Source organism: Candidatus Vallotia laricis (assembly GCF_020541325.1).
Taxonomy (GTDB): Bacteria; Pseudomonadota; Gammaproteobacteria; order Burkholderiales; family Burkholderiaceae; genus Mycetohabitans; species Mycetohabitans laricis.
Genome location: NZ_CP047399.1, coordinates 216,977 through 241,177, shown reverse-complemented (window position 1 = coordinate 241,177; position 24,201 = coordinate 216,977). Strand labels below are relative to the sequence as shown.

Genomic DNA, 24,201 nt, shown 5'->3' with positions numbered 1-24,201 from the left:
AGGGATTACCTTCTTATGCGCACTATAGCCTAATCGCTAATTTATATGAAGCATTCTAAGCGATATTATGAACTTTAATTAATAAACTTTATTAATAAGACATCGTTCTTCAAGATTACAGTACGTTTAATAGTTCAGGCTAAGATGGCTGACTTAAAGGGTCTAGATAAGTTGTATCCATTTAGTTCTGGCACCGGTGCCTACGGGCATAGAAGCGCTCTATTCTCATACTCCGAATAAGATTTGTCGCTGCAGATTGCAGTCGCGCAAGCACTTAAAGCACTATAATAGTACGCACGTATAGTAGCAAAATCATAATGTATCCTCAAACATTATCTTGGATTGCTATACACGGAAGAAGTCGGATAATCTATAAAATTCCCTTTATTGCTATGGAGTGCTATCTATACTCATACTATAGCTGACCATAACGGGTTCGTGTTGCTTTTGAGCTGCGATTTGTAGTGCGCCGCCTGAAAAAGTATATCGCTTTGGCTGTCTCAGATTTTACTGAGGTAAGCAAGTTACTATTCGACGCCATGTTCACGATCTTTATAGAAATGCGTTACGAATATATTAAACGTTCCTGCTTCGATAGCATCTCGGATTTTCTGCATCAGATTAAGATAGTAATACAAATTATGGATCGTATTCAGCCGTGCACTAAGAATTTCACCAACGCGATACAAGTGATGTAAGTACGCACGCGAAAAATTACAGCATGTATAGCAAGAACAGCTTGCATCTAAAGGGCGTGTATCTCTACGGTACATCGCATTGCGAATCTTCAAGTCACCAAACCGCGTAAATAGCCAACCATGACGCGCGTTGCGCGTTGGCATAACACAGTCAAACATATCAATACCAGCAGCAACGCCGGACACTAAGTCTTCTGGATTGCCAACCCCCATTAAGTAATGTGGCTTATTGATTGGGAGCTTACAGCTAATATGTTGAAGTATACGCAACATATCCTCTTTAGATTCGCCTACTGATAAGCCACCGATCGCATAACCGTCAAAACCAATGTCCAATAATCCATCTACTGATTCTTCACGAAGAGCTTCATACATACCACCCTGCACGATACCGAACAGCGCGTTTAGGTTGTTAAGACGCCTAAATTCATCAAGTGATCGCTGAGCCCAGCGTAACGACATCCGCATTGAATATGCCGCAGTATTGTATGATGTCAGTACACCATCGATCATGTATGGGGTACATTCATCAAATTGCATTGCAATATTGGAGTTTAGTATTGTTTGCACCTGCATTGATATCTCAGGCGACATAAACAAGCGGTCACCGTTAATTGGCGAGACAAACGTTACACCATCCTCGGTAATCTTACGCAGCTTGGCAAGCGAGAATACCTGGAAGCCGCCAGAGTCGGTTAGTATTGGTCGCTCCCAGCCCATAAACCGGTTTAAACCGCCATGCTCAGTAATTACATCAAGCCCCGGGTGTAGCCACAGATGAAATGTATTGCTCAAGAGAATCTGCACTCGCATTTCCTCGAGCTCGCATGGGGCCATTGCCTTAACAGTACCATATGTGCCGACTGGCATAAAAATCGGTGTCTCGACCGTGCCATGATTTAGTATAAGTCGACCTCGTCGTGCGAGTCCATCGGTACGTAAAATATTAAATTTCATCATAAAAATGGGTACAAGGCAGTCTCTAGAGCGGTGTGTAACGAAAGAGTGGGGGAGGATATCAGCTTATTACTATATAGCAGAAGTGGCCCGGGTAAGTAGCATCGCATCGCCGTAACTGAAAAAACGGTAGCGTTTTGAGATCGCGTGGCAGTAGGCTCGGCGGATCGGCTCAACGCCTGCGAATGCAGACACTAACATCAGTAGTGTCGATTTCGGTAGATGAAAGTTTGTCAAAAGCCGGTCAATAATTCGGAATCGGTAACCGGGCGTAATGAAGATATCCGTTTCTGCACAAACCGCACGCAACTTTCTGCCGTCGCGCTCAGCATCGCGTGCTGCTGCTTCCAGTGCACGCATTGATGTCGTTCCGACTGCAATCACTGAGCGTCCCGCAGCCTTCGTGGCCTCAATTTCTTCGACCAGAAGGGGCGGAATGTTGTACCACTCGCTGTGCATCTTGTGGTGTCTAATGTCATTAGTACGAACAGGTTGGAACGTGCCAGAACCTATATGTAGTGTTAATGTAGCACAGCGAACGCCACGCGTCTTTAATGCAATAAGTGTTGGAATATCAAAGTGCAGACCGGCAGTAGGTGCTGCAATAGCGCCAGGCGTCATCGCAAAAATAGTTTGATATCGCATGTTATCGTAGCTATCTGGCTTGTGCTTAATATAGGGCGGCAATGGCAGCTGCCCATACCAGTTAATCAATTCGATACAATCATGTGAGAAGTGCAGCATGTAAAATGGTTTTACAACTTTGCTAATGCTTACGTCGAATGCGTCCGCAAGTCGGATGACCGAACCAGTCAAGAGGCGTTTGCCTGCTCGGATTTGTGCCAGTGCAGTGCGCGAACTAGTCACACGCTCAATTAGTACCTCAACACGCCCACCACTCTCTTTGATCCCATCGAATCGAGCCTTAAGTACTTTCGTATCATTAAAAACTAGCAGGTCGCTAGGCTCAACACAGACAGGCAGTTCAGAAAAACGGTGATCTAGCAGCGAGCCGTTTGGAATGACTTCAAGCAATCTGCTTGCGCTACGTTCTGGCAACGCATTTTGTGCGATCAACTCTGGGGGGAGATTAAAATTGAAATCGAGCAACGTGTACATAAAATTAGCTGGGTAGGATAGCACCATTACCCTGATGCACAGTGTGGAATTATGACAATAAAATATTATACTTACGATATCGTGATATCTTGCTTTATCCTATTAGTCGAAAACTATGTTATCCAGAAATTAACTGATGTGACACAGTGCCTAATCATCTTATAATAGTCGATATTACGCTGAGCTATTAGCACATAGTACTCCCTCCTAGAGGGTACAATCTTCTTATAAGCTGCGACATGCAGAGTACTGGCAAAGCTGTGAGGGACACACTGTTACCAAAGTTCTAGCTGAACCTGATACCGCCCTTCTAGCCCAGCCCGCTAATAAATTAGGCAGTAAGCCTTATAAAAAACTGGTTCGGCTTGGGTTGATACGAGATATCGATTTGATACAGCACTTTCTAATTCGATATGAGGATTATATAAAATTGATGCCGATTATTAAACTTCTACCTGGCATGACTGCGCATGTCGAAGGTAAAATCGTCTATTAACCACATCGCTAAATCGCCGCGGATTGTTGAGACATTTCTGGCTTGATAAACCTACTCACCCAGCCCGGTTACGAATTAAGTTTAAGGAATTACTTGCGATTTTCCATGCTGCTTGTTTATGATAAGCGACGTTTACATTACAGCACCAGCGCTTTCCGCGATCCGCTTATCACGCAATTGCAAGCTGCATTTATATTTCATAAAACCACGAATATTAGCACGCCAGCTAGAAAATTGCCGCAGACCTGGATGAAACTCACCCGATGAATCGATTACTATGTGGTGATATGGGAATCGGAAAGACAGTAGTTGCAGCGCTCGCTGAAACTCAGTTGATTGATGCCGGAATCAGGTGGTACTCATGACTTTTACTCAACTTCTAGCTGAACAATATCTATTAAATTGTGAACTAGCCGAAATCGCTAGGTGTATAATAGAGGGTATGTTTGACTGGGTGCTTGGGGGTCGTTCTATATAGATATAATCCTGCCCCTAAGCTTTTAGCTAAATGCCTATCTATCATGATGTTGTTTATGATAAACAGTACCGTTTATGCAGCACTTTTATGCGATGCTATAAGCGAACTTAGATATTGCGTTTAGCCTTGGGATCTAAATGTGGTTCCCTGAGATCTAAGATTATGTGCTGCTACTCGCATAGTTAATGCTACTCAAGATCGTGTTAGTTAGTCGCTTACGATGCACTTACGTGATGGTAGATCGAAATCATAGCACCGAAATTAGTATTTTACATCTGCATTAACTTTTGTATTCTAAGCTAGACCAATAAAACAAGTGCACTTAGCTGCATAATTATCATTATATTATAAGCTACGACTACGCGTAGTGTTTTCCTGTGTAACCAGAGGGTATTTATTCAGTATAATCTCTCTTTACTTTTATATAAAAACGATGCTCTAAGCAGGTATTGCCAGTCTATTATTTTCGGAACGTAGCGCCTATTTGTATCGCTTGAGTGTGAGCCGCTAACACTCCGCGTACAATAGCAGCACTAATACTATCGGCTTCAAAGGACTTGAGTGCGGCGATTGTTGTACCACTTTCTGAGACCACGCGCTCCAGCAGAGTACCAGAAGATTCATCTGATTGAGTAGCTAGTTGAGCAGCGCCAGAGAATGTGGTAAGTACCAAATCGCTAGCCTGTTTGTCGTTAAGTCCTAGCTCACATGCAGCGCGCTGCATAGCAGCAATGAAGTAGAATACATAGGCAGGACCACTACCAGAGATAGCTGTTACTGCATCCATTTTTGATTCATCCTCACACCATACGATCTTGCCGACCATCCGAAACACCTGCTCGGCAAGATATCGGTCAGCATCACCCACACCTTGTAGTGCTGTTAATCCAGTTACACCAATACCAATTAAAGCGGAAGTATTAGGCATCGCTCGCACTACGCGTGGGTATCTGTTTAGCCAATTTGATATATCTGCCGCACGTATACCGGCTGCAACGCTAATAATTAATTGTGCACTCAGCCACGGAGCGAGTGATTCGCTCACGATTTTTATCATCTGTGGTTTAACTGCAATGATAATCACGTCATAGTTAACGATCGTAGAATCTATAGTCTCACTGGTCTGCACTAGATATCGCTTCTCTAAACGCACACGCGCGTTGGCTAATGGGTCAATAGCGTGAAGATTGGATGATGGGATTCCTCGCTTGAGTATCCCGCCGATTAGCGCATTAGCCATATTACCCGCGCCAATAAATATTATTTTCATAAAAATTCTGTTTAGTGAGCTAGATAAGTTCTCGTCCCAAAAATCGCGGTACCGACTCGTATAATCGTTGCACCCTCTAGGATAGCTGCACTGAAATCGGTGGACATACCCATCGATAGCGTATCAAGATTAAGACCCTGCGCATTGATAGCATTAAATAATTCTCGCAATCTTCGGTGTGGAGTGCACTGGATGTGTAACCCAAATATTGGCTCAGGGATAGACATCAGTCCTCGTACTCGAAGCCGAGGAAGTAATGCAACGTCACATACTAGTGCAGCGATATCACTAGGTGCAACTCCGCCTTTAGATGCTTCGCCGCTAATGTTTACTTGTATGCACACATTAAGCGGCGGTAAATGAGTAGGCCGTTGCTCTGATAGTCGGCGGGCAATTTTAAGTCGATCTATCGAATGAACCCAGTCAAATTGTTCAGCAATCGCACGCGTTTTATTTGACTGTATCGGACCAATAAAATGCCATTCAATCAACCCACGTAACAGATGCAATTCGGCGATTTTGTCTAATGCCTCGCGCATATAGTTTTCACCGAAGGCTTTCTGGCCCGCTGTATACGCTGCGCGTATGTCATCGGCTGAAAAAGTCTTCGATACAGCAAGCAATTGTACGGTCGCTGCATCACGACCGGAAGCTATAGATATCGCCGAAATACGGCGGCGAACTACCTCCAAGTTTTTCGCAATAATAGAGAACATAGCACAGAATGGAGGGGGGTAGGGTTTAACAGGGGCGGCCCTTGATAAAAGCATGTGGCATAACGAATTGCATTAATATGCCTAAGTAAGCTATGCAGCCTAGATATGCTATGGCGATTATTTGTGGTTTAGTTTCTAATAAACATTCAAGCTGTAAATACTATTAGCACTATCGTGTGTATCTTATTTACACAAGTCTCTTATATACTCCAAAGACAAATAAGTCGAATTACGATATTACATTACTTATAGGATTACCGTAGATCATACGGTAATTTAAGTAGATCTGCATGTGATCTGTGACTAGAACGTTGTCAGCATCTCTTGATAAGAGAGACGGATTCGAATCTGATGGAGCTGAACATTAAGAATAAACACACATAAGAATACGAATATTGTATGTTAATAACATTAATATGGATGCTAGCGGGTAATTATTGCGCCATTTGCGTAAGTAAGTTCCCAGTAACCTGGGGTGATGCAAAAAACGGGGGGGGGTACGATAACATCTATCGGTTCCCATTATTTGAAATATTACTTTTGCGCAATACTGCGCGACTATCGCGCGATATAATGTTATCTAAGATTATGTTATTACCCATCTTACTTTTCGAATTTCGGCGTAGTTAGTGTGTTAATTATATAGAAGGAGATATGGCAGTAATAATCTGTTCCCATCGTTTATTTAACGAAATATACTGAGGCAGTACGAGTTTTTCACGTATGCATTAGTAGCCTGTATAGCTGCTTGAGCTAAGTTGAAATATATGCGAGTACGTGTATTTCTGTGATTTTACTATCGACTATATTTTTCGGAAAAGTAATTGATTAAAAGACTTACCTTATATTTTCCGTAAAATTTAAAAAATGATTTCATATTCAACGCAATTCCCGATTTAATAAGTGGTCAATTTTATATGATGAAATTTCGGAAAAAAATTTCTATGTGCACAATGCTACAGCAATTATATTAGGTAATAGCAATACGGTGGGTAAATTTGATAATTACGTTTAGTTTAACTTTGATTCAATGCAGTAAGGGCACCATCAGGTCTAGTTCAGCTGATCGTTTGCGCGCTTGACTCTATATGAATGAGATAATACACCACGCATCGTCGTACCCAGTACGATATACTATTGAGGTCATAAATAAATCTCTTGTTAGCGATGCTGTTTAATAACATAACTTTGTATTTTAAATCAGACAATTAGTATTCGGAAGCACCAAGTAACATTAATTATATTTATTTGATAGACCTACTAATATTAATTAATAATTAGGGCGTAACCTATTTTTTGTAAACTACATATACAGCATATAACAATTTATTATTAGACTATTTATACTCTATTTGAAGTACTGTAAAACTCCGATTAATTCGTGCGTCGGTGATGCCTTAATTTCGAGTAAATTGTCAGTTTTTTATAAAAATTATTCTGAATATATTTCAATTAGAAAAATGCTATTTTTATTTAATCCTAGACTTCTTTTGCCTTGTTAAATAAGACTACATTGATTATTCTCGATCTTGTTACAAGCTAATGTCCCATATTTCCCATATAGGTGAGATAACAATTTTTGTTATCAGTAGTTAAAATCTACTAGGTAAATGATGCAGTGACATAACGGTTTAAATCGCATCAACTATAATATTTTGTTTTTAATCAGCTCTATTATTTATGCAGTTAACTAAACCTTAAAATTGATTTTTCATATAGGTATAGAAATAGTTTTTCGAATGTTTCCCTTAACAGGCATTTTATCAAGAAATTGTAGGATTTATAGCTAGGCTAATAACAAAACAGCGTGTAGAAAATAGAATCTGTTAGTCTTATGCGTCTATTAACGAGGATAGAAATTTGTTGATTATAAATTATGTCTATATATTAGCTGGAGGCTGATATATAGACATAATTTATATTGTTATATTTAATTACTTACTCTTACTAGTTTTAGTGCTTAAAGCTTATTTATATTTTTATAGGTGAATAAGATGGTAATCTACGGTACTAGCCTAAGATAGATATACTTAGGCTAGTACACTATTTCTATAAAACAGATAGATAAATCTATTTGCTTAAAGTTGTATATACAAATATAGTTTTAGATTTTTTGCATGAACACATGCTTACTATTGTTTCGGTTTTTTATATAAATCTTAAGCATGGTCCGCACGTTAAATATAGTCCAGGCTAGATTAAGTACTATTTAAGTTAGTCTGTAAAAAATTTATAGGATTTTTTACACTATTAAATACCATCCAATTTATATAAGAACAAAAAACGATAATGGTACTATTGCAATAAACTATCCCTAGTCAGGAGTACGAAGCAAGCTGAAGAGAGTATGCTTACTTTTACTACGCGATTTCCGAACGTAAAGTTTGAAATGCTATTTATGTCGAATCTGAATATACATTTTTTGTATAAAAATACAAACATTTATTAGCATATACTAAAGATTATTATTCTACTATTTTAGGCATGTCTTAAGTAAGAGAAAAAATAAAGTAAGAATATTAAGATTAACTAACGAAACGATTATTTCCAATAATTTATCCTAGATATATTACTTAATACTATATGTTTTCTCTTTCGAGGGTTATATATATTTTATATACAGGTACTAACGTATTCGCTAATTTCTCTCTATTTTAATCTCGTGGCACTTATCTGAGTTTAATGGCTAGTTCTCTAGGTATTAAGCCGAGCTAGTTGACTTGCCGCATGTGCTAAACGTGTTACTTCTCCCCAGTTTTGGGAAATTATTGCTGCTGTAGGAGTAAGCCAAGAGCCACCCACACAAATCACATTAGGTAAATCAAGGAAGCTTCTTACTGACTCCTGCGTGATGCCGCCGGTCGGACAAAACTGTAATGTCGGAAAAGGACCACTAAATGCTCGTAGCATATCTAACCCGCCAGCCTGCTGTGCAGGAAAAAACTTTACCGTATCATAGCCAAGCGAAAGCGCCCGCAGAATATCAGAGGGCGTCATCACGCCAGGAAGTAACGGTAAGTCAATATCTTTAGCAGCCGCATGAAGGGCGTGCGTAAGTCCAGGTGATACACCGAATGTGGCGCCAGCGCGCTTAGCTTCTTTAACCTGTGTGGTAGTAGTGATCGTACCAACACCTACAACAATATCCGAGGCAAACTTCGATGCATGCTCAATTGCTTTCAGGCCGACAGCGGTTCGTAAAGTAATTTCTAGAACTCTTACCCCACCCTCATATAGTGCATGCACGACTTGCTCGCACTGTTCTACTGACTCAAGTGTTAGAACTGGGATAACCGGCCCTATCCGCATAATTTCACCTACGGATTTCATCTGTAGTTTTCCTATAGTTTAAAATGAGACGATACCTTCATTTGTTATCTCGCTAAAAAACTGAAGCCCCTTGCTCAGCGGGTAGCGCTGCCGCACGGAAAATACCGAACAGCTCTCGACCAAAGCCAAGCTTATCCTGATAGGAATGTATTATAGGCTTTTCGCTCATGCGAGATGCCCACTCTGCCGCATCTACGTCTAGTTTTCCAGCCTCTGCATCAAGTGTAATTATATCGCCACTACGTACTTTACTAATCGGGCCATTTAGAAGAGCTTCGGGTGATAAATGAATAACTGCCGGCACCTTTCCTGAAGCGCCCGACATTCTGCCGTCAGTTATCAGTGCTACGCTAAAACCTTTATCTTGCAAAACCCCTAGTAACGGCGTGAGCTGGTGCAGCTCTGGCATTCCATTAGCCCTTGCTCCCTGGAATCGTACTACAACGACACAATCGCGATCTAGATCACCACGATCGAAAGCAGCTTGCACACCCTCTTGTGAATCAAAGACGATAGCTGGTGCAGTAATACTGCGATGTCGCAATGCGACGGCAGAAATCTTAATTATTCCTCGTCCTAATGAGCCTTGCACTAGTCGTAGTCCGCCATCCATCTGGAATGGTTCGGTAGCACTGCGCAGAACATCTTTATTATGGCTTTCGCGTGATCCATCAATCCAGAGTAATTTACTGTTGACTAATTTTGGTTCACGCGTATAATAGTATGACAAGTTATTTCCAGAAACGGTCGTTACGTCATCGTGCAAAAATCCAGCCTCGAGTAATGTGCGTGTGAGGAAAGCCATACCCCCAGCTGCATGATAGTCATTAACATCTGCTTTACCATTTGGATATATCTTCGCTAATAGCGGTACTACACGCGATAGGTCATCAAAGTCATTCCAGTCAATTATAATTCCAGCAGCTCGGGCAATTGCTACTAAGTGTAGCGTATGGTTAGTGGATCCTCCGGTGGATAGTAGCGCAACAATACCATTAACAATTGCTTTTTCATTAATCACGCGACCAATCGGCGTGTACTGCGAACCTTTAGCGGTAAGCTGTAACACGCGGCGTGCTGCTTCAGCAGTGAGCGCATCACGCAGCGGCGTATATGGATGAACAAATGCTGCACCCGGCAAGTGCAGGCCCATGATTTCCATCAGCAGCTGGTTTGAGTTTGCTGTTCCATAAAATGTACAGGTGCCATGGCTATGGTACGCACGAGCTTCACTATTGAGCAATTCCTCGCGCCCTATAGCGCCGATAGCAAACTGCTGACGGATTTTAGCTTTTTCATCATTAGATAAACCACTAGTCATCGGTCCTGCAGGTACGAAAATCGTTGGCAAATGGCCAAATTGTAATGCACCAATCAATAAACCGGGCACGATTTTGTCGCAAATGCCCAAGCATAGCGCTGCATCAAACATATTATGCGTTAATGCAATCGCTGTCGACATCGCAATTGTCTCGCGAGAGAATAATGATAGCTCCATTCCTGCGTTACCTTGCGTGATGCCATCGCACATCGCTGGTACACCACCAGCAAATTGAGCAACCCCCCCCGCTTCGCGGGCAGCTTGTTTTATAACGTCAGCAAAGTTACGGTACGGCGCATGCGCTGATAGCATCTCATTGTAGGCTGACACAATTCCAATATTTGGATGCTGCATTGCTCGGATAGCGATTTTATCTTGTCCCTCAAATCCGGCAGTACCATGAGCTAAATTGGCACAAGATAATACACTACGTGCGGGAAACTGTCCCTGTGCATCTTCGATCCGAGTTAAATAAGCATGCCGCGTTGCCTTACTACGCTCGATGATTCGATCAGTTACATTTGTCAGCCGGGTGTGTAACGAAGTCATGAAAATCGCTCCTGGAAACGGGCAGAACACGCAATGAAGCCAGATAGTCTGTGTCGCTAGATAGACCAGAAGCTTAGACTAGTATTTAGTGTTATTGAGTTTAATGGAAAGTCTAAATAAACTCAATTAGGTTGATTAAAGTTTTCTCATATTTATCGATCTTAGGGCGAATTATAATAGCAATTAGCATTGCTATTATATAATTTTGGTGGATGAGTGTAGTGTCAGCATACACACCTCTAAATAATTCTCGATTTTTCTATATATCTTATTAAGAGAAACTAGCTTATAATTTTGTGCCTCTGCTATGAGCTCTACTACAGAAGATTTCGATAATTTGAAATTAGGATTTCGAAAAATGGCATACAGGCATGTATCTTATTTAATAAGCAATCATTACACACGTTTTAAAGATTCTTAATCGTATCCAACTGTCTTTCGGCTTATAATTGAGTATTCATCAGCATAGACTACATAGAATTCCGAAAAACTGTGTATGAATCTAGTATAAATACCTAAACATTTCTAATACACTATGTGTAAATACAGCCACGTCTATAGATAGCATAGTAGCAACTATGTAATGGAAGTAAGTGTTAAACACTAGCTGCACTTAGATATAAGATAATCTAAGTAGTATAATTCTGATGTCGAGTTTACTAATATTTAGTAAACAGCTAAGCAATGCTACAAGTCCTTACACAAGATTACAACAATCACGCCAAAAAACGACCGCACCAAACAACTCTAAATACTAGAAATTTTCTAAATATTTTATACTGCTGATCAGGGTAACAGTTCGCATATTGCTCTAATATAGAAAACAATATATTATACATTGTACTTTTATACATATATATTATCGTAGATACGATATGTGTATAAAAGCTCTAGAGTAGAAATTAGGTATTATAAATTGCGCTACCAACAGCTACTACCAATAAATATTCGACTACGCAGGCTTGCTTAGAGCGCTATATTTACGACAATCAATAGAAGACCGTATAGTTCTGCAAACTATGAAGCGATTCATATGATATTAAAAATACTCATAGTGCTTTTTTATTGTCGCACTTCACCGTGGCCCAACACGATATATTTTAGTGAAGTTAGCCCTTCAAGTCCGACTGGACCGCGCGCATGTAATTTGTCGTTAGAAATTCCGATTTCTGTACCTAGCCCGTATTCGAAGCCATCAGCGAAGCGTGTTGATGCATTAACTATCACACTTGCTGAATCGACCTCCCTTAGGAACTGCATTGCACGATCATAGTGCTCAGTTACGATCGCATCAGTATGCGCGGAGCCATATACATTAATATGATTAATCGCCGCGTCGATACCATCTACGACTCTAATGGCAAGCACTGGTGCTAAGTATTCTGTGTGCCAATCGGCTTCAGTCGCATCTACAATGGGCCTGATACCGGCATCAGTTAGAATTATACGTGCATCTCTATCCACGCGTAGTTCGACCCCCTTATCCCGATATATCTTGCCAAGCATTGGCAGTATAGTTGGGGCGATCTTCCATCCAATAAGCAGCGTTTCCATCGTATTGCAAGTAGCATACCGATGCGTTTTTGCGTTATCGCATATTTCCAGCGCTTTGCTAATATTAGCGCTCTCGTCCACATAGACGTGGCATATGCCGTCTAGATGCTTAATCATCGGTATTCGGGCTTCATTAATTAATTTTTGGATCAAGCGCTTTCCACCACGTGGTACAATCACGTCGATATAGTCAGTCATTGTAATCAGCTTACTTACTGCTGCCCGATCCGGTGTACAGACTACTTGTACTGCATCTCGAGGTAGACTGCTCATGTGCAGCACTTCGGAGATTAGCATGGAAAGTGCTGTATTAGATGCGATTGCCTCCGATCCACCACGCAGGATTACTGCATTACCAGATTTGAGACATAGTGCGGCCGAATCAATCGTAACATTCGGCCGAGACTCATAAATTATACCAATCACACCTAGCGGTACCCTCATCTGACCAACTTGTATACCCGTGGGACGAGTTCTTATGCCGATAATTTCGCCAATTGGATCAGGAAGCGCCGCAACCTGCCGAACGCTCTCAATCATCGTTGTTAGCACTTTATCCGACAGCGTGAGTCTGTCGATGAAAGCCTCGTCGCGCCCGTGAGCTCGCGCCCGATCGACATCACGCGCATTTGCTTGTTGCAGAGCACTGGATTGTTCCTGGATTGCTAGCGCAATTCGTTCAAGCGTTGCATTCTTAGCGGCTCTCGATATACTAGCGATTGCCCTTGATGCTGCACGTGCTCGCTGACCTAAATCGGTCATGTAGCAGTCAATATTCATTTTTGTGTTCTCGCAGGGCTATATACAATTAGAATTGTAATTGCCTAGTCTACATAAATTTAACCGTTGTGCGGCCTTACGATCAGCTAATCAGCTAATCAGCTATCGTAGCAATGGAATGAGTTCCCGTAGGCTTACGAGCCTATCTTTCGCACAGCGGCAGTATCTATAGCGCCGGGCTGTGCAATCATCATCGCTAGATCAAATAAACCATCCCACGGATCCGCTGGTGGCAGTAATGTATCAGCAGGTTCGATGCTCAGATGCATTGCCCTCGCCACGCTGCACAGCCCTTTAATCTGTCGATCTAGACGTACCGCCAACCACAGTGCCCGCTCAAGCAAAGATTCATTAACGCGTTGCAATGCGAGAGGCATGAGCTTTTCGCACATCTTACAAACGCGATTCTCACGCATCAAGATTGCTAATGATTTTCCGGCAGTCAGCCCCCGCTTAATTCTTATCAGCGCACGAATTTCTTCTACAATAGCCCAAAGAACTAACACCGGCGTCTCACCTGCCCCACGCAATCCATCAAGCATCCGTGATAAGCGGAGCACATTGCCAGAGAGCATTGTCTCGTTGAGACTAAACACATCATAGCGAGCGACGTTAAGCATTACATCCCTCACTTGCTTGAGCGTTAATTCACCGGCTGGATATAGCCAGCCCAGTTTTTGAATTTCTTGATGGGCGGCAAGCAGGTTACCCTCAACCCGCTCGGTGATAAAGTGCAATGTTTGCAGACCTTCATCACCCGGGACAAAGCTTTGTTGCTGTGCTGCGAGCCGTTTAGTAATCCAGTTTGGTAGCTGTGTGCGCTCGATTGTGTCGATACGTACCGCTATGCCAGCTTGAAGTAATGCAGCAAACCATGAGGTCTTTTGCGTTACGACATCTAGCCTCGGTAATGTAATCAATACTAGCGCATCGGGATTGTCTAATGCCGCCAACGTCTTTAATGCCTCACCACTATTTTTGTCTAGCTTTTGAGTCGGAATGCGCAATTCGACTATCTGCCGCTCGCCAAATAACGACATCGATTGCATAGCACCAAGCAGCAAGCTCCAATCAAAACCACGATCGACAGAGAGTATACTTCGCTCAGTAAAAGCGGCCGCGCGGGCTGCGCTACGGATATGTGCTACAGCCTCTTGAACGAGCAACAACTCATCGCCATACACGATGTACAAGCGACCTAACATCTTAGCGAGATGTGACTCTAGAGCATCTATACGAAGTTGCATTAGCCCATATCCAGTTTACCACGGTAAGATCCTATAAGAACTCCTAGTCTAGGTTGGCTAGAGATTATGCTTATGCATTGTAATAGTTAACTCACCAAATCGGTTAGTCACCATATAGTAAATCGCACTTGTATGACTTAGCTAAAACATACTGGTTGGAAGAGCTTATTAGCGATTAAGATAAGCACGGTAGGTATGCACTAACATTATGCTATCCGTTCTTACTAGTTGGTAGGGCGGAGCATGGTTCAGCGCATACGCATTGCGCTGCTCGTCTATATTACGTTGGACTAAGCTAGTGTTGCACTATCCTGAAATCAATAAGATTGCCCGTACCGTCTATACCCTTAACACTCTGTGTTTGACTGTAACTCTTGACAATTTGCTGAATTGAGCTCATCAGCGTAAGTCGCTTAAATGGGCAGCCCCAGTTACTACGCAGCTGGAAAGTATATCGACAAAACAACACTGCTGCTACAAACACGCTGCAGCAACGTGCTAATCTGTATTTAGTTATGTTATAGCATCTCTTCAAAAGACTACATTTACAAGCCGCCCCGGCACGATCACTACTTTCTTTGGCGTTTTTCCTCTAGAAAACTTATTCAGTATCTCATGCGAAAGTACTACCCGCTCTATGATCTCGCGTGGCATGCTGCGCGTTACCTTTAACATACCACGCGTTTTACCGTTAATCTGTAGTACTAGTTTTACTTCGCTTTGTTCTAGTGCCAGTTCATTCACTTTCGGCCATGTTGCGTCTAGTAGCGTACCAAATTGCGTTTCATAACCAAGTTCGTACCACAGTGTAAACGTGACGTGCGGTACTATAGGATATAGTATACGCAACAAAATACCATATCCTTCGTATAGGACATCGGCGCTGATCTCTTTAGCTACCTCCATCGCATTCAGCATTTTCATCGCCGCAGACACGACAGTATTATATTGAAGTCGCTGATAGTCAAAGTCAGCCTGTTTGAGCATGGAATGAATCTCACAGCGCAGTGCTTTGCTCGAGTCTTTCGGGGCTATAGTGTCTAGTACTGGCTGTGTCGTAAACATTGCGTAGTGCACATAGCCGAACGTCCATAATCGATGCAGGAAACGTCGCGCGCCTTCAAGGCCGGCACTAGACCATTCAAGCGACTGCTCTGGCGACGCCGCGAACATTGTAAATAATCGCACGGCATCGGCTCCGTGTAAATCGATTAGCTGCTGCGGATCAACGCCGTTATTCTTCGACTTTGACATTTTTTCAAGGCCGCCCATCTTAACCGGCTGGCCATCGGTATGTAGAACCGCGCTAATCGGACGTCTTTTATCATCATATGACAACGTCACATCTGAGGAATTAAACCATATTTTCTTACCAGACGAATCCTTACGATAGTACGTCTGATCAAGCACCATACCTTGCGTGACTAAATTAGTAGCCGGCTCGGAGAAGTCAGTCAGACCAAGTCCTTGCATTACCTTGGCCCAGAATCGTGAATATAGTAAGTGCAAAATCGCATGCTCAATGCCACCGATATATTGATCCATAGGCATCCAATAGTCGGTACGGGGGTCCACCATTGTGGGTGCATCTGAACATGTATATCGCGAGAAATACCACGCAGAATCGACAAACGTATCCATTGTATCGGTTTCACGCTTTGCCTCGGCGCCACAGCGCGGGCATACGCAGCGCATAAAAATTTCGGACTTGGCTAGTGGATTGCCGCTGCCATCTGGCACCAGGTCTTCAGGTAACAGAACGGGCAAGTCTTGCTCTGGCACTGGTATATCGCCACAGCTTGAGCAATAAATTATTGGGATTGGTGTACCCCAATAGCGCTGCCGCGAAATGCCCCAGTCATGCAACCGGTATATGATTCGTTTGCTACCAAGCCCCCTAACAGAAAGGTCCGCCGTGATAGCTTCAGCCGCTTGATCATAGTTCATACCATCATACTTTCCGCTATCTATAGGGACACTAATACCTCCCTTTCCGCAGAAGTCTTGCGAAGAATATACCACCCTATCTTGCGCTGCCCTGATCCGATTAATGGGTATATGGTACTTCGTAGCGAACTCAAAATCACCTTCATCGTAGATCGGCACACCCATTACTGTGCCTTCGCTATAGTCCATCAACACGTAGTTACAAACCCATACTTCAATATCAGCTCCTGTCAATGGATGTTTAACATAGAAGCCGGTAGGCACTCCTTTCTTCTCTATTGTTAAGATATCAGACTCAGCCACTCTACCGTGCTTACACTCGTCAATAAACGCCTGCAATGCGTATTTGTTTTGTGCTAGTCTCGTGGCGAGCTCGTGCTCAGCAGCGATAGCTAAGAACGTGACGTCCATAATCGTATTTACGTGAGTGGTAAACACGCGCAATAATTGTTGTTGCCCATCAATCTCATATGGGAAACTAATGTTCACGCCATGGCTCTTGCCAATCCAGTTACACTGCATTGTTTTCACGCGCTCAGGCCACCCTAGAAGATCTAGGTCCTGAAGCAATGGCTCCGCGTATTTCGTGATCCGTAGGTAGTACATCGGGATTTGTCGCCTCTGCACTACCGCTCCAGAACGCCATCCACGTCCGTTAACAACTTGCTCGTTAGCTAGTACAGTTTGTTCAATTGGATCCCAATTTACTGTCCCTTCCTTCTTATACGCAATGCCCTTTTCTAGCATTTTGAGGAATAACCATTGGTTCCATTTATAGTAATCTGGCTTACATGTTGTAATTTCACGTGACCAGTCGATCGCTAGTCCCATCGCCCGCATCTGCTTCTTCATGTAAGCGATGTTTTCATATGTCCATTTGGCTGGTGGCACGCCATTGGCAATCGCTGCATTTTCCGCTGGCATCCCAAATGCGTCCCATCCCATGGGCATTAGCACGTTATAACCATGCATGCGTTGGTAACGATATAGCACATCATTAATCGTATAGTTGCGCACATGTCCCATATGCAACTTTCCAGACGGGTATGGCATCATCGAAACGCAATAAAATTTTTTTTTATCGATACGCTCAAAACTACGATAAACATCATCATCTCGCCACGCTTTCTGCGCGGCGGATTCGACATTGGCGGGAACATATTTATCTTGCATAATGGTCGTCCGTAACAGAAAACCTATCGCTTTCTTAATGTAAAGAGCCCGTGTATGCACCTTATATTAAGAAAGCGATAGGTTTTCTGGCATTCGGGTGACAGAGTTTGTCCCTTATCAATACATGTAGACGCACTGCACGGCAGTGCAGTATTAGTCGGCACGAAAGTTATATACGTAATCTATCGTAGATATTGCATAAAGTTAAGGTTGTTGCATGCAGGGCATAGCATGCAACAACTATTGCAATTCAGACTATGAGTCACGAACAGTGTTGTGATAATAAAAAACGTTACTCTTGTAGACGGATAAATACTAGTTTTTGCTGCATGATACAGCTAGCATATCGCGAAATGCACACCCCTATATTAATACCCAAAATCCGATACCCGCGAGCAGCCTGAACATATCAATTTTAAACATCTATCAGCGAAAGTGCTATAAATAGCTCGAACTGATGCTACTGGTAAGGTCAGAAACTTTCTGCATGGAGGGCTAGTGTAAATCTAACACGTCCCACATATCGTATAGCCCTGCCGGACGATCGAATAGAAAACAAGCAGCTTTGACTGCGCCCTGCGCGTATGCAAGGCGACTAGCCGACTTATGCGTAATTTCTATGCGCTCTCCTGTGCCAGCGAACATCACTGTATGATCACCACCGATATCGCCACCTCGAATGACTGAAAACCCAATCGTTGACGGATCACGCTCGCCTATTGTGCCGTGACGTCCGTATAGGGCGCAATCGGCCAAATTACGATCTAATGCGGTTGCAAGTACTTCGCCCATTCGCAAAGCTGTGCCAGATGGTGCATCAACTTTATTTCGGTGATGCGCTTCAATAATTTCAATATCATAGCCTGTAGAAAAATATGCAGCGGCTATTTGTAGTAGCTTTAACGTCACGTTCACACCCATACTCATGTTCGGCGAAAATACAATTCTCAGCGTTCGAGCGGCAGCGACTAACTCAGCTTTCTGAGATTCTGTAAAACCTGTCGTACCTATCACCAGACGTGTGTGATACCGACGAGCTACTTTTAGATGCTCAATCGTACCCTCAGGCCGCGTAAAATCGATCAGCACGTCTGAATCTGCAAGTACACGGTGTATATCGTCGGTGATCTCGAGACCAGTCTCTCGCCCGGTGAAAACGCCAGCATCCTGACCTAGTGAAATAGCACTCGGGCGCTCTAGCGCACCTGATAACATAACTCCTGATGTATTTAGTACCGTTTCAACTAGAATTTTTCCCATACGGCCCGATGCCCCTGCGATAGCAATTCTTATCATTAATCAATCCATTATGCGCCGCGACTTCACGGCATTATCTAGCTTTACAGGCTCTGTTTCTACAGTAAACGTATATCCCCTTAACTACTAAGGTCTTAACTGCCACTTTCTTTGGGGTCTCTGCTGTGATCATCGATTTTATCGATCAAATCACGCTCGGATAGCAAGTTGTTAGCCCCTGTCCAGCTTACTACACGATCATCGACAAAATTTACGACTAGGTCTCTCTGCTCAATAATAGAAGTTTGGCCGCGCTTAAAATAAAACATATAGTCCCAACGGTGGACATGGAAAATATCGGTAAGTAACGGCGTGCCTATAAGGCTACGCACCTCGTCCTTGGACATACCGACGCGTAGCATCGATGCGGCTTCGGCTGATACAAAATTGCCTTGCACAATCGTTATCTGGTATGGAGTAATTAAGTGCGCAATGGATTGTGTAAAACCACCGTATGTCTTACATGCACCAAGTAAAGCTATGCTAGCAAAAACAAGAACGCGAACTACTACTGAAAAGGTTATCGCATGCAATTGTAATTCAGAGGAAAATATTGAACTCTTTTTATCCATAAAACATAACCTAACACTGCTTTGATTGATTTTGGCTGAAAGACACACCCACTCGGACCGAAACACCCCAAAACAGATTACCATTAGGATCTAATATTATATACTCTATAAAGGCCTAGCAATGACCGATCCCGCTGACCTTAAGAATATGGGGCTTAAAGCAACTTTACCGCGCCTAAAGATTTTAGAGATTTTCCAACATGGCTCTATGCGTCATTGGACCGCGGAAGACATCTATCGCAATTTGCTTAATGAAGATCTAGATATTGGCCTGGCAACTGTTTATCGTGTGTTAACGCAGTTCGAGCAAGCCGGTTTGCTTAGGCGTAGTAATTTTGAGTCTAGCAAAGCTATATTCGAGCTTAATGAGGGTACGCACCACGATCATTTGGTATGCTTAGACTGCGGCCGAGTTGAGGAATTTAATGATCCTCAAATAGAATATCGCCAGCAATTAATTGCTAAAGAACGGGGCTTTAAGCTACAGGAACACGCACTCGCGATGTACGGTTTTTGCACAAAAGGATGTAAAAAAGGCAACCAAAATTTAAAAAATTGTAGAGAAGAGCGAGTTAAACCAAGCTACTATATAGCTTGCTTGAAGCGCCTGCAAAAGATATAGTTAGTGATTCATTTTATATAAATAAAACATTCTTATATTGTGGGGTAAAAATCTTCCTTTCTAGCAAAAAGAAAACCCTATACCTTTATAGAAATACTGTATCTAACAAGATATCTAATGATTCGCTGCTCGGTATTTACTATATAGGTTTTTCTAGCCTAACTCATTATAAATCAAATGTTAAAATATAGATTTTACAGCTTTTAGTTTTCCTGTAGAGTGCATAGTAGTAGGAAAACGGAGTATCAAAGCATTTTTCATGCAGAAAATCTGCATGAATATTTTTTCTCGTATAAATAGTAAATACTTAATATATATAAGTAAAGATTATTTACATAATATCTAATTTTTTTAACTATTATTAAGCAGAATTTAATTCTGATTAACTAGAATTTAATTTCATTAAGCTATATTAGATTTAGAAAAAATACACTACCTGATACCGATTTTAGGAGATTTAGATAAGTGATACTTATAAAGTATTACAAAACTCTGATAGCCGTTTAACTAGCACTATATTTTTAGTAAAGTATCTGAATTAATCAATACTACTTAGCTAAGTAGTATTGATTAATTCAGTGAAAAAACTGCATAGAAATTTAAATTAGTTAAAAAATATTCTTAGGAATCCTGTCTTTGTCTTAATTATGATAAATATCACGTTGTGTTCAGGTAATATTTGAACACAACGTGATATTTATCTATTCGATAACATAATTAAAATAATGTGACTTTATAAGAAAGCCATCCTGATAAGTAAAGAATTTGCAATTTCATGTGCAAAAGCTTCGATTTTAAAAAATGTCAACTATCACTCAATCCCCTATGCTAAAAATCTAACCTCGTCCTATGGGCTTTCTTTTTTGCCCGGAAGCAGTTGCTTTTAAATTTGATAAAAAATTGACGCAATTTAAAAAAGCTTTATTTTATATGTTATTACTTAGCATTAGCCAATGCCACCGTTGTATCAAGCATCCTATTCGAGAAACCCCATTCATTATCGTACCAGCTTGAAACTTTTACGAGACGGCCTGATACCTTGGTAAGAGTTGCGTCGAATATCGAGGATGCTGGGTTGTGATTAAAGTCAATCGATACCAACGGTGCAGTGCTGTAGTCGAGAATACCATTGAGCGACCCCTCCGCCGCTTCTTTTAGAATCTTATTTACTTCATCTACATGAGTATCTCGTGAGGCAATAAACGATAGATCAACAATAGACACGTTAATTGTTGGCACACGTACAGCGTAGCCATCTAGCTTACCGTTAAGTTCTGGAAGCACTAGCCCGACAGCTGCGGCGGCGCCGGTTTTAGTCGGGATCATGCTATGAGTAGCTGAGCGAGCACGACGCAGATCCTCATGGTGCACATCAGTTAACACTTGGTCATTTGTGTACGCATGAATTGTCGTCATTAAGCCGTTTTCAATGCCAATCTTGTCCTGTAGTGGCTTAACCATTGGTACAATACAATTTGTCGTGCACGAAGCATTTGAGATAACTGTATCTGTCGATTTCAGTGCCTGGTGGTTGATACCATAAACAATTGTTGCATCGATATCTTTTCCGCCGGGTGCGGAGATGATAACCTTCTTCGCGCCACACTTTAAGTGTGTAGCTGCTTTCTCCTTCGAAGTGAAGAAACCAGTACACTCTAGTACAACATCGATGTCGAGATCAGCCCATGGTAGCCCAACTAAATTACGGTCTGTAAGCACACGAATATGATCGCCGTTAACTATCATATAGTCCCCATCAACCGCAACACTACCCATGAATTTGCCGTGGGCAGTGTCATACTTGGTTAGATGCGCGTTGGTTTTAATATTACCGAGATCGTTAATCGCCACGATCTCTATGTCATGTTTCTTGTTACCCTCATAATGGGCTCGTAGCGTATTGCGTCCAATACGGCCATAACCGTTAATCGCAACGCGAATCGTCATATTTATCTCCTCATAGGTACGTGCGGCACGCGCTCGTCACTTTATATTTCTTCAGCTTAATCTAATACTGACTTTACAGTTTTGATAATGTTATCGATCGTAAAACCAAAATTCTTAAATAATACGCCGGCAGGCGCCGATTCGCCAAACGTATTAATTCCAATGACGCCACCCTCGATTCCTACGTATTTATGCCAAAACGCTGTAACACCAGCCTCGATTGCTACTCGTGCCACGCCACGCGGCAGTACATGCTCGCGCCATTCAGTCTCTTGTCGGTCAAATACAGTAGATGATGGCATTGATACAACACGAGTGCTAATGCCTAAGCGAGCGAGCGGCTTAACGGAATTCATCGCGAGTTCCACCTCAGAACCTGTTGAGATTAGAAGCACTTTACGAGCCATGATATCGTTATTCCAGTCGTGTAATACATACCCGCCTCGCGCGACTGAAGCGATCTGATCATGAGTTCGCGGGAAGAATGTTAGGTTTTGCCGACTAAAGATCAACGATGATGGCCCGTGACGCTCGACCGCCTGCGTCCAAGCCACCGCAGTTTCTACTGAGTCAGCGGGGCGCCATACCTCCATGTTTGGGATTAGGCGAAGACACGATATGTGCTCGATAGACTGGTGCGTCGGGCCATCCTCGCCTAGTCCGATCGAATCGTGTGTAAACACAAAAATCGATCGAGTTCTCATCATCGATGCCATCCTTAATGCGTTTCGGCTGTAATCTGAGAAGATTAGGAATGTGCTTCCAAAAGGCAAGTAGCCCCCATGCAGGGCAATACCATTGATTGCAGCGCTCATGCAAAACTCACGCACACCATAATTGACATGATTGCCCCATTCTAGCAGCTTTAGGTTGCTTTCGCAGCGGGCGCGTACTGCCTTACTGGCTTTCCAATAAGTCAAAGTTGAACTAGCAAGATCAGCCGAACCACCAAGCAGTTCTGGCAGCGCCGAAGCTAGCACCTCGATTGCTTGCTGCGACGCTTTACGAGTCGCGACTGCTTCGGCTCGCTCGTTGACATCGGCAATTAGCTGCTGTGCTGCATCGGCCCAATGTGCAGGAAGTCGTCCAGCAATGCGACGCTCAAACTCGGCCGACTGCTTTGGATACTTCGAACGATATACAGCGAAGCTCCTATTCCACTCACACTCAGCCTTAGCACCTGCGTTTTTTGCATTCCACAATGTATAAACATCTGGAGGAATTACAAAAGACTCGGTGTCCCAACCGATCGCTAGGCGTGCTGCGGCAATCTCGATATCACCTAGTGGCGCGCCATGTACACCGTGACTGCCAGCCTTGTTTGGCGCCCCTCGACCTATAACTGTACGGCAACAAATTAGCGTTGGTTTATTCGATTTCTTTGCGATACGGATAACTGTATCAATTTCCTCTACATCATGGCCATCGACCGAACGGATTACATTCCATCCATAGGCTTCGAAGCGCTTTGGCGTATCGTCGGCAAACCAATGCTTTACCTCCCCATCAATCGAAATACCATTATCGTCATATAATACAATCAGCTTCGACAACCCAAGTGTACCTGCTAGCGAGCAGGCCTCATGCGAGATCCCCTCCATTAGGCATCCGTCTCCGACGAATACATACGTGTAATGGTTAACAATCTTCACATCAGGTTGATTAAATTCAGCCGCCAATAGCGCTTCTGCTAGCGCCATACCTACCGCATTAGCTAATCCCTGACCTAATGGCCCAGTAGTCGTCTCCACACCCGGTGTTATTCCTACCTCTGGATGGCCCGGCGTCCTCGAATGCAATTGCCTAAAACGCTTCAACTCGTCCATCGGCAAATCATAGCCACTTAGATGTAGCAACGCATACAACAACATCGACCCATGTCCATTGGATAGAACGAACCGATCCCGGTCTACCCAATGCGGATTAACTGGATTATGTCGCAGATGACGTTGCCATAGTGCTACAGCAATTTCGGCCATTCCCATGGGCATTCCAGGATGGCCGGAATTTGCTTGCTGCACAGCATCCATAGATAGCGCACGGATTGCATTAGCCATCATGCTGGTCTTTGTAGGGGGCTGGGTTGTCATATCGTGTCTAGACGCAGGAAAAAACAAGGCCTCGCGGGG

General features: G+C 42.8%; 14 protein-coding genes and 1 pseudogene. 2 read left to right on the top strand and 13 right to left on the bottom strand.

The genetic code is table 11. The features are described 5' to 3' along the window. Positions 1-527: 527 nt before the first annotated feature. Positions 528-1,658, bottom strand: coding sequence for a tRNA guanosine(34) transglycosylase Tgt (tgt, locus tag GKR41_RS01055; RefSeq protein WP_226810006.1), 1,131 nt, complete (start codon positions 1,656-1,658; stop codon positions 528-530). A gap of 69 nt (positions 1,659-1,727) precedes the next feature. Beyond that, positions 1,728-2,774 (bottom strand): tRNA preQ1(34) S-adenosylmethionine ribosyltransferase-isomerase QueA, encoded by a 1,047-nt coding sequence (queA, locus tag GKR41_RS01050; protein ID WP_226810004.1) that lies wholly within the window; start codon positions 2,772-2,774, stop codon positions 1,728-1,730. 601 nt (positions 2,775-3,375) lie between these two features. On the opposite strand from queA, the gene GKR41_RS01045 reads away from it, so the two are divergent. Further along, positions 3,376-3,537 carry a hypothetical protein gene (locus GKR41_RS01045; protein ID WP_226810002.1) on the top strand — a complete coding sequence of 54 codons (162 nt, stop codon included), beginning with the start codon at positions 3,376-3,378 and terminating at the stop codon, positions 3,535-3,537. Positions 3,538-4,208: 671 nt separating this feature from the next. Here the strand turns inward: GKR41_RS01045 and proC are convergent. The 9 genes and pseudogenes from proC to GKR41_RS01000 all read right to left on the bottom strand — a co-directional run. Continuing rightward, complete coding sequence (proC, locus tag GKR41_RS01040) at positions 4,209-5,018, bottom strand: pyrroline-5-carboxylate reductase (RefSeq protein ID WP_226810000.1); 810 nt, start codon at positions 5,016-5,018, stop codon at positions 4,209-4,211. A gap of 11 nt (positions 5,019-5,029) precedes the next feature. Then, positions 5,030-5,734: a YggS family pyridoxal phosphate-dependent enzyme gene (locus GKR41_RS01035; RefSeq protein WP_226809998.1), complete on the bottom strand. Its 705-nt coding sequence runs from the start codon at positions 5,732-5,734 to the stop codon at positions 5,030-5,032. A 2,694-nt stretch (positions 5,735-8,428) separates the two neighbouring features. Next, entirely contained in the window at positions 8,429-9,064 is a 636-nt protein-coding gene (gene eda, locus GKR41_RS01030; RefSeq protein ID WP_226809996.1) for a bifunctional 4-hydroxy-2-oxoglutarate aldolase/2-dehydro-3-deoxy-phosphogluconate aldolase, read from the bottom strand. Positions 9,065-9,116: 52 nt separating this feature from the next. Then, on the bottom strand, positions 9,117-10,934 hold the full coding sequence (gene edd / locus GKR41_RS01025; protein ID WP_226809994.1) for a phosphogluconate dehydratase: 1,818 nt from the start codon (positions 10,932-10,934) through the stop codon (positions 9,117-9,119). 1,062 nt (positions 10,935-11,996) lie between these two features. Continuing rightward, complete coding sequence (locus GKR41_RS01020; protein WP_226809992.1) at positions 11,997-13,268, bottom strand: glutamate-5-semialdehyde dehydrogenase; 1,272 nt, start codon at positions 13,266-13,268, stop codon at positions 11,997-11,999. A gap of 134 nt (positions 13,269-13,402) precedes the next feature. After that, positions 13,403-14,515 carry a DNA polymerase III subunit delta gene (holA, locus tag GKR41_RS01015; protein ID WP_226809990.1) on the bottom strand — a complete coding sequence of 371 codons (1,113 nt, stop codon included), beginning with the start codon at positions 14,513-14,515 and terminating at the stop codon, positions 13,403-13,405. 531 nt (positions 14,516-15,046) lie between these two features. Continuing rightward, positions 15,047-17,635 (bottom strand): leucine--tRNA ligase, encoded by a 2,589-nt coding sequence (leuS, locus tag GKR41_RS01010; RefSeq protein ID WP_226809988.1) that lies wholly within the window; start codon positions 17,633-17,635, stop codon positions 15,047-15,049. 495 nt (positions 17,636-18,130) lie between these two features. Beyond that, entirely contained in the window at positions 18,131-18,928 is a 798-nt protein-coding gene (gene dapB, locus GKR41_RS01005) for a 4-hydroxy-tetrahydrodipicolinate reductase (protein ID WP_226810209.1), read from the bottom strand. 113 nt (positions 18,929-19,041) lie between these two features. Beyond that, a pseudogene (locus tag GKR41_RS01000) lies at positions 19,042-19,503 on the bottom strand (outer membrane protein assembly factor BamE); the annotation flags it as partial. A 121-nt stretch (positions 19,504-19,624) separates the two neighbouring features. Between GKR41_RS01000 and fur the strand changes: the two are divergent. Next, positions 19,625-20,125, top strand: a complete 501-nt coding sequence (gene fur, locus GKR41_RS00995) for a ferric iron uptake transcriptional regulator (protein WP_226809986.1) — start codon at positions 19,625-19,627, stop codon at positions 20,123-20,125. A gap of 936 nt (positions 20,126-21,061) precedes the next feature. On the opposite strand, the gene gap is transcribed toward fur, so the two are convergent. After that, positions 21,062-22,072 (bottom strand): type I glyceraldehyde-3-phosphate dehydrogenase, encoded by a 1,011-nt coding sequence (gap, locus tag GKR41_RS00990; protein ID WP_226809984.1) that lies wholly within the window; start codon positions 22,070-22,072, stop codon positions 21,062-21,064. 56 nt (positions 22,073-22,128) lie between these two features. Further along, a complete protein-coding gene (gene tkt, locus GKR41_RS00985; protein WP_226809983.1) occupies positions 22,129-24,162 on the bottom strand; it encodes a transketolase in 2,034 nt (677 codons plus the stop codon). Positions 24,163-24,201 lie beyond the last annotated feature (39 nt).

Coding starts and splice junctions, on each gene's coding strand:
- tgt (WP_226810006.1), bottom strand. CDS start 1,658: ATGATGAAATTTAATATTTTACGTACCGATGGACTCGCACGACGAGGT.
- queA (WP_226810004.1), bottom strand. CDS start 2,774: ATGTACACGTTGCTCGATTTCAATTTTAATCTCCCCCCAGAGTTGATC.
- GKR41_RS01045 (WP_226810002.1), top strand. CDS start 3,376: ATGCTGCTTGTTTATGATAAGCGACGTTTACATTACAGCACCAGCGCT.
- proC (WP_226810000.1), bottom strand. CDS start 5,018: ATGAAAATAATATTTATTGGCGCGGGTAATATGGCTAATGCGCTAATC.
- GKR41_RS01035 (WP_226809998.1), bottom strand. CDS start 5,734: ATGTTCTCTATTATTGCGAAAAACTTGGAGGTAGTTCGCCGCCGTATT.
- eda (WP_226809996.1), bottom strand. CDS start 9,064: ATGAAATCCGTAGGTGAAATTATGCGGATAGGGCCGGTTATCCCAGTT.
- edd (WP_226809994.1), bottom strand. CDS start 10,934: ATGACTTCGTTACACACCCGGCTGACAAATGTAACTGATCGAATCATC.
- GKR41_RS01020 (WP_226809992.1), bottom strand. CDS start 13,268: ATGAATATTGACTGCTACATGACCGATTTAGGTCAGCGAGCACGTGCA.
- holA (WP_226809990.1), bottom strand. CDS start 14,515: ATGCAACTTCGTATAGATGCTCTAGAGTCACATCTCGCTAAGATGTTA.
- leuS (WP_226809988.1), bottom strand. CDS start 17,635: ATGCAAGATAAATATGTTCCCGCCAATGTCGAATCCGCCGCGCAGAAA.
- fur (WP_226809986.1), top strand. CDS start 19,625: ATGACCGATCCCGCTGACCTTAAGAATATGGGGCTTAAAGCAACTTTA.
- gap (WP_226809984.1), bottom strand. CDS start 22,072: ATGACGATTCGCGTTGCGATTAACGGTTATGGCCGTATTGGACGCAAT.
- tkt (WP_226809983.1), bottom strand. CDS start 24,162: ATGACAACCCAGCCCCCTACAAAGACCAGCATGATGGCTAATGCAATC.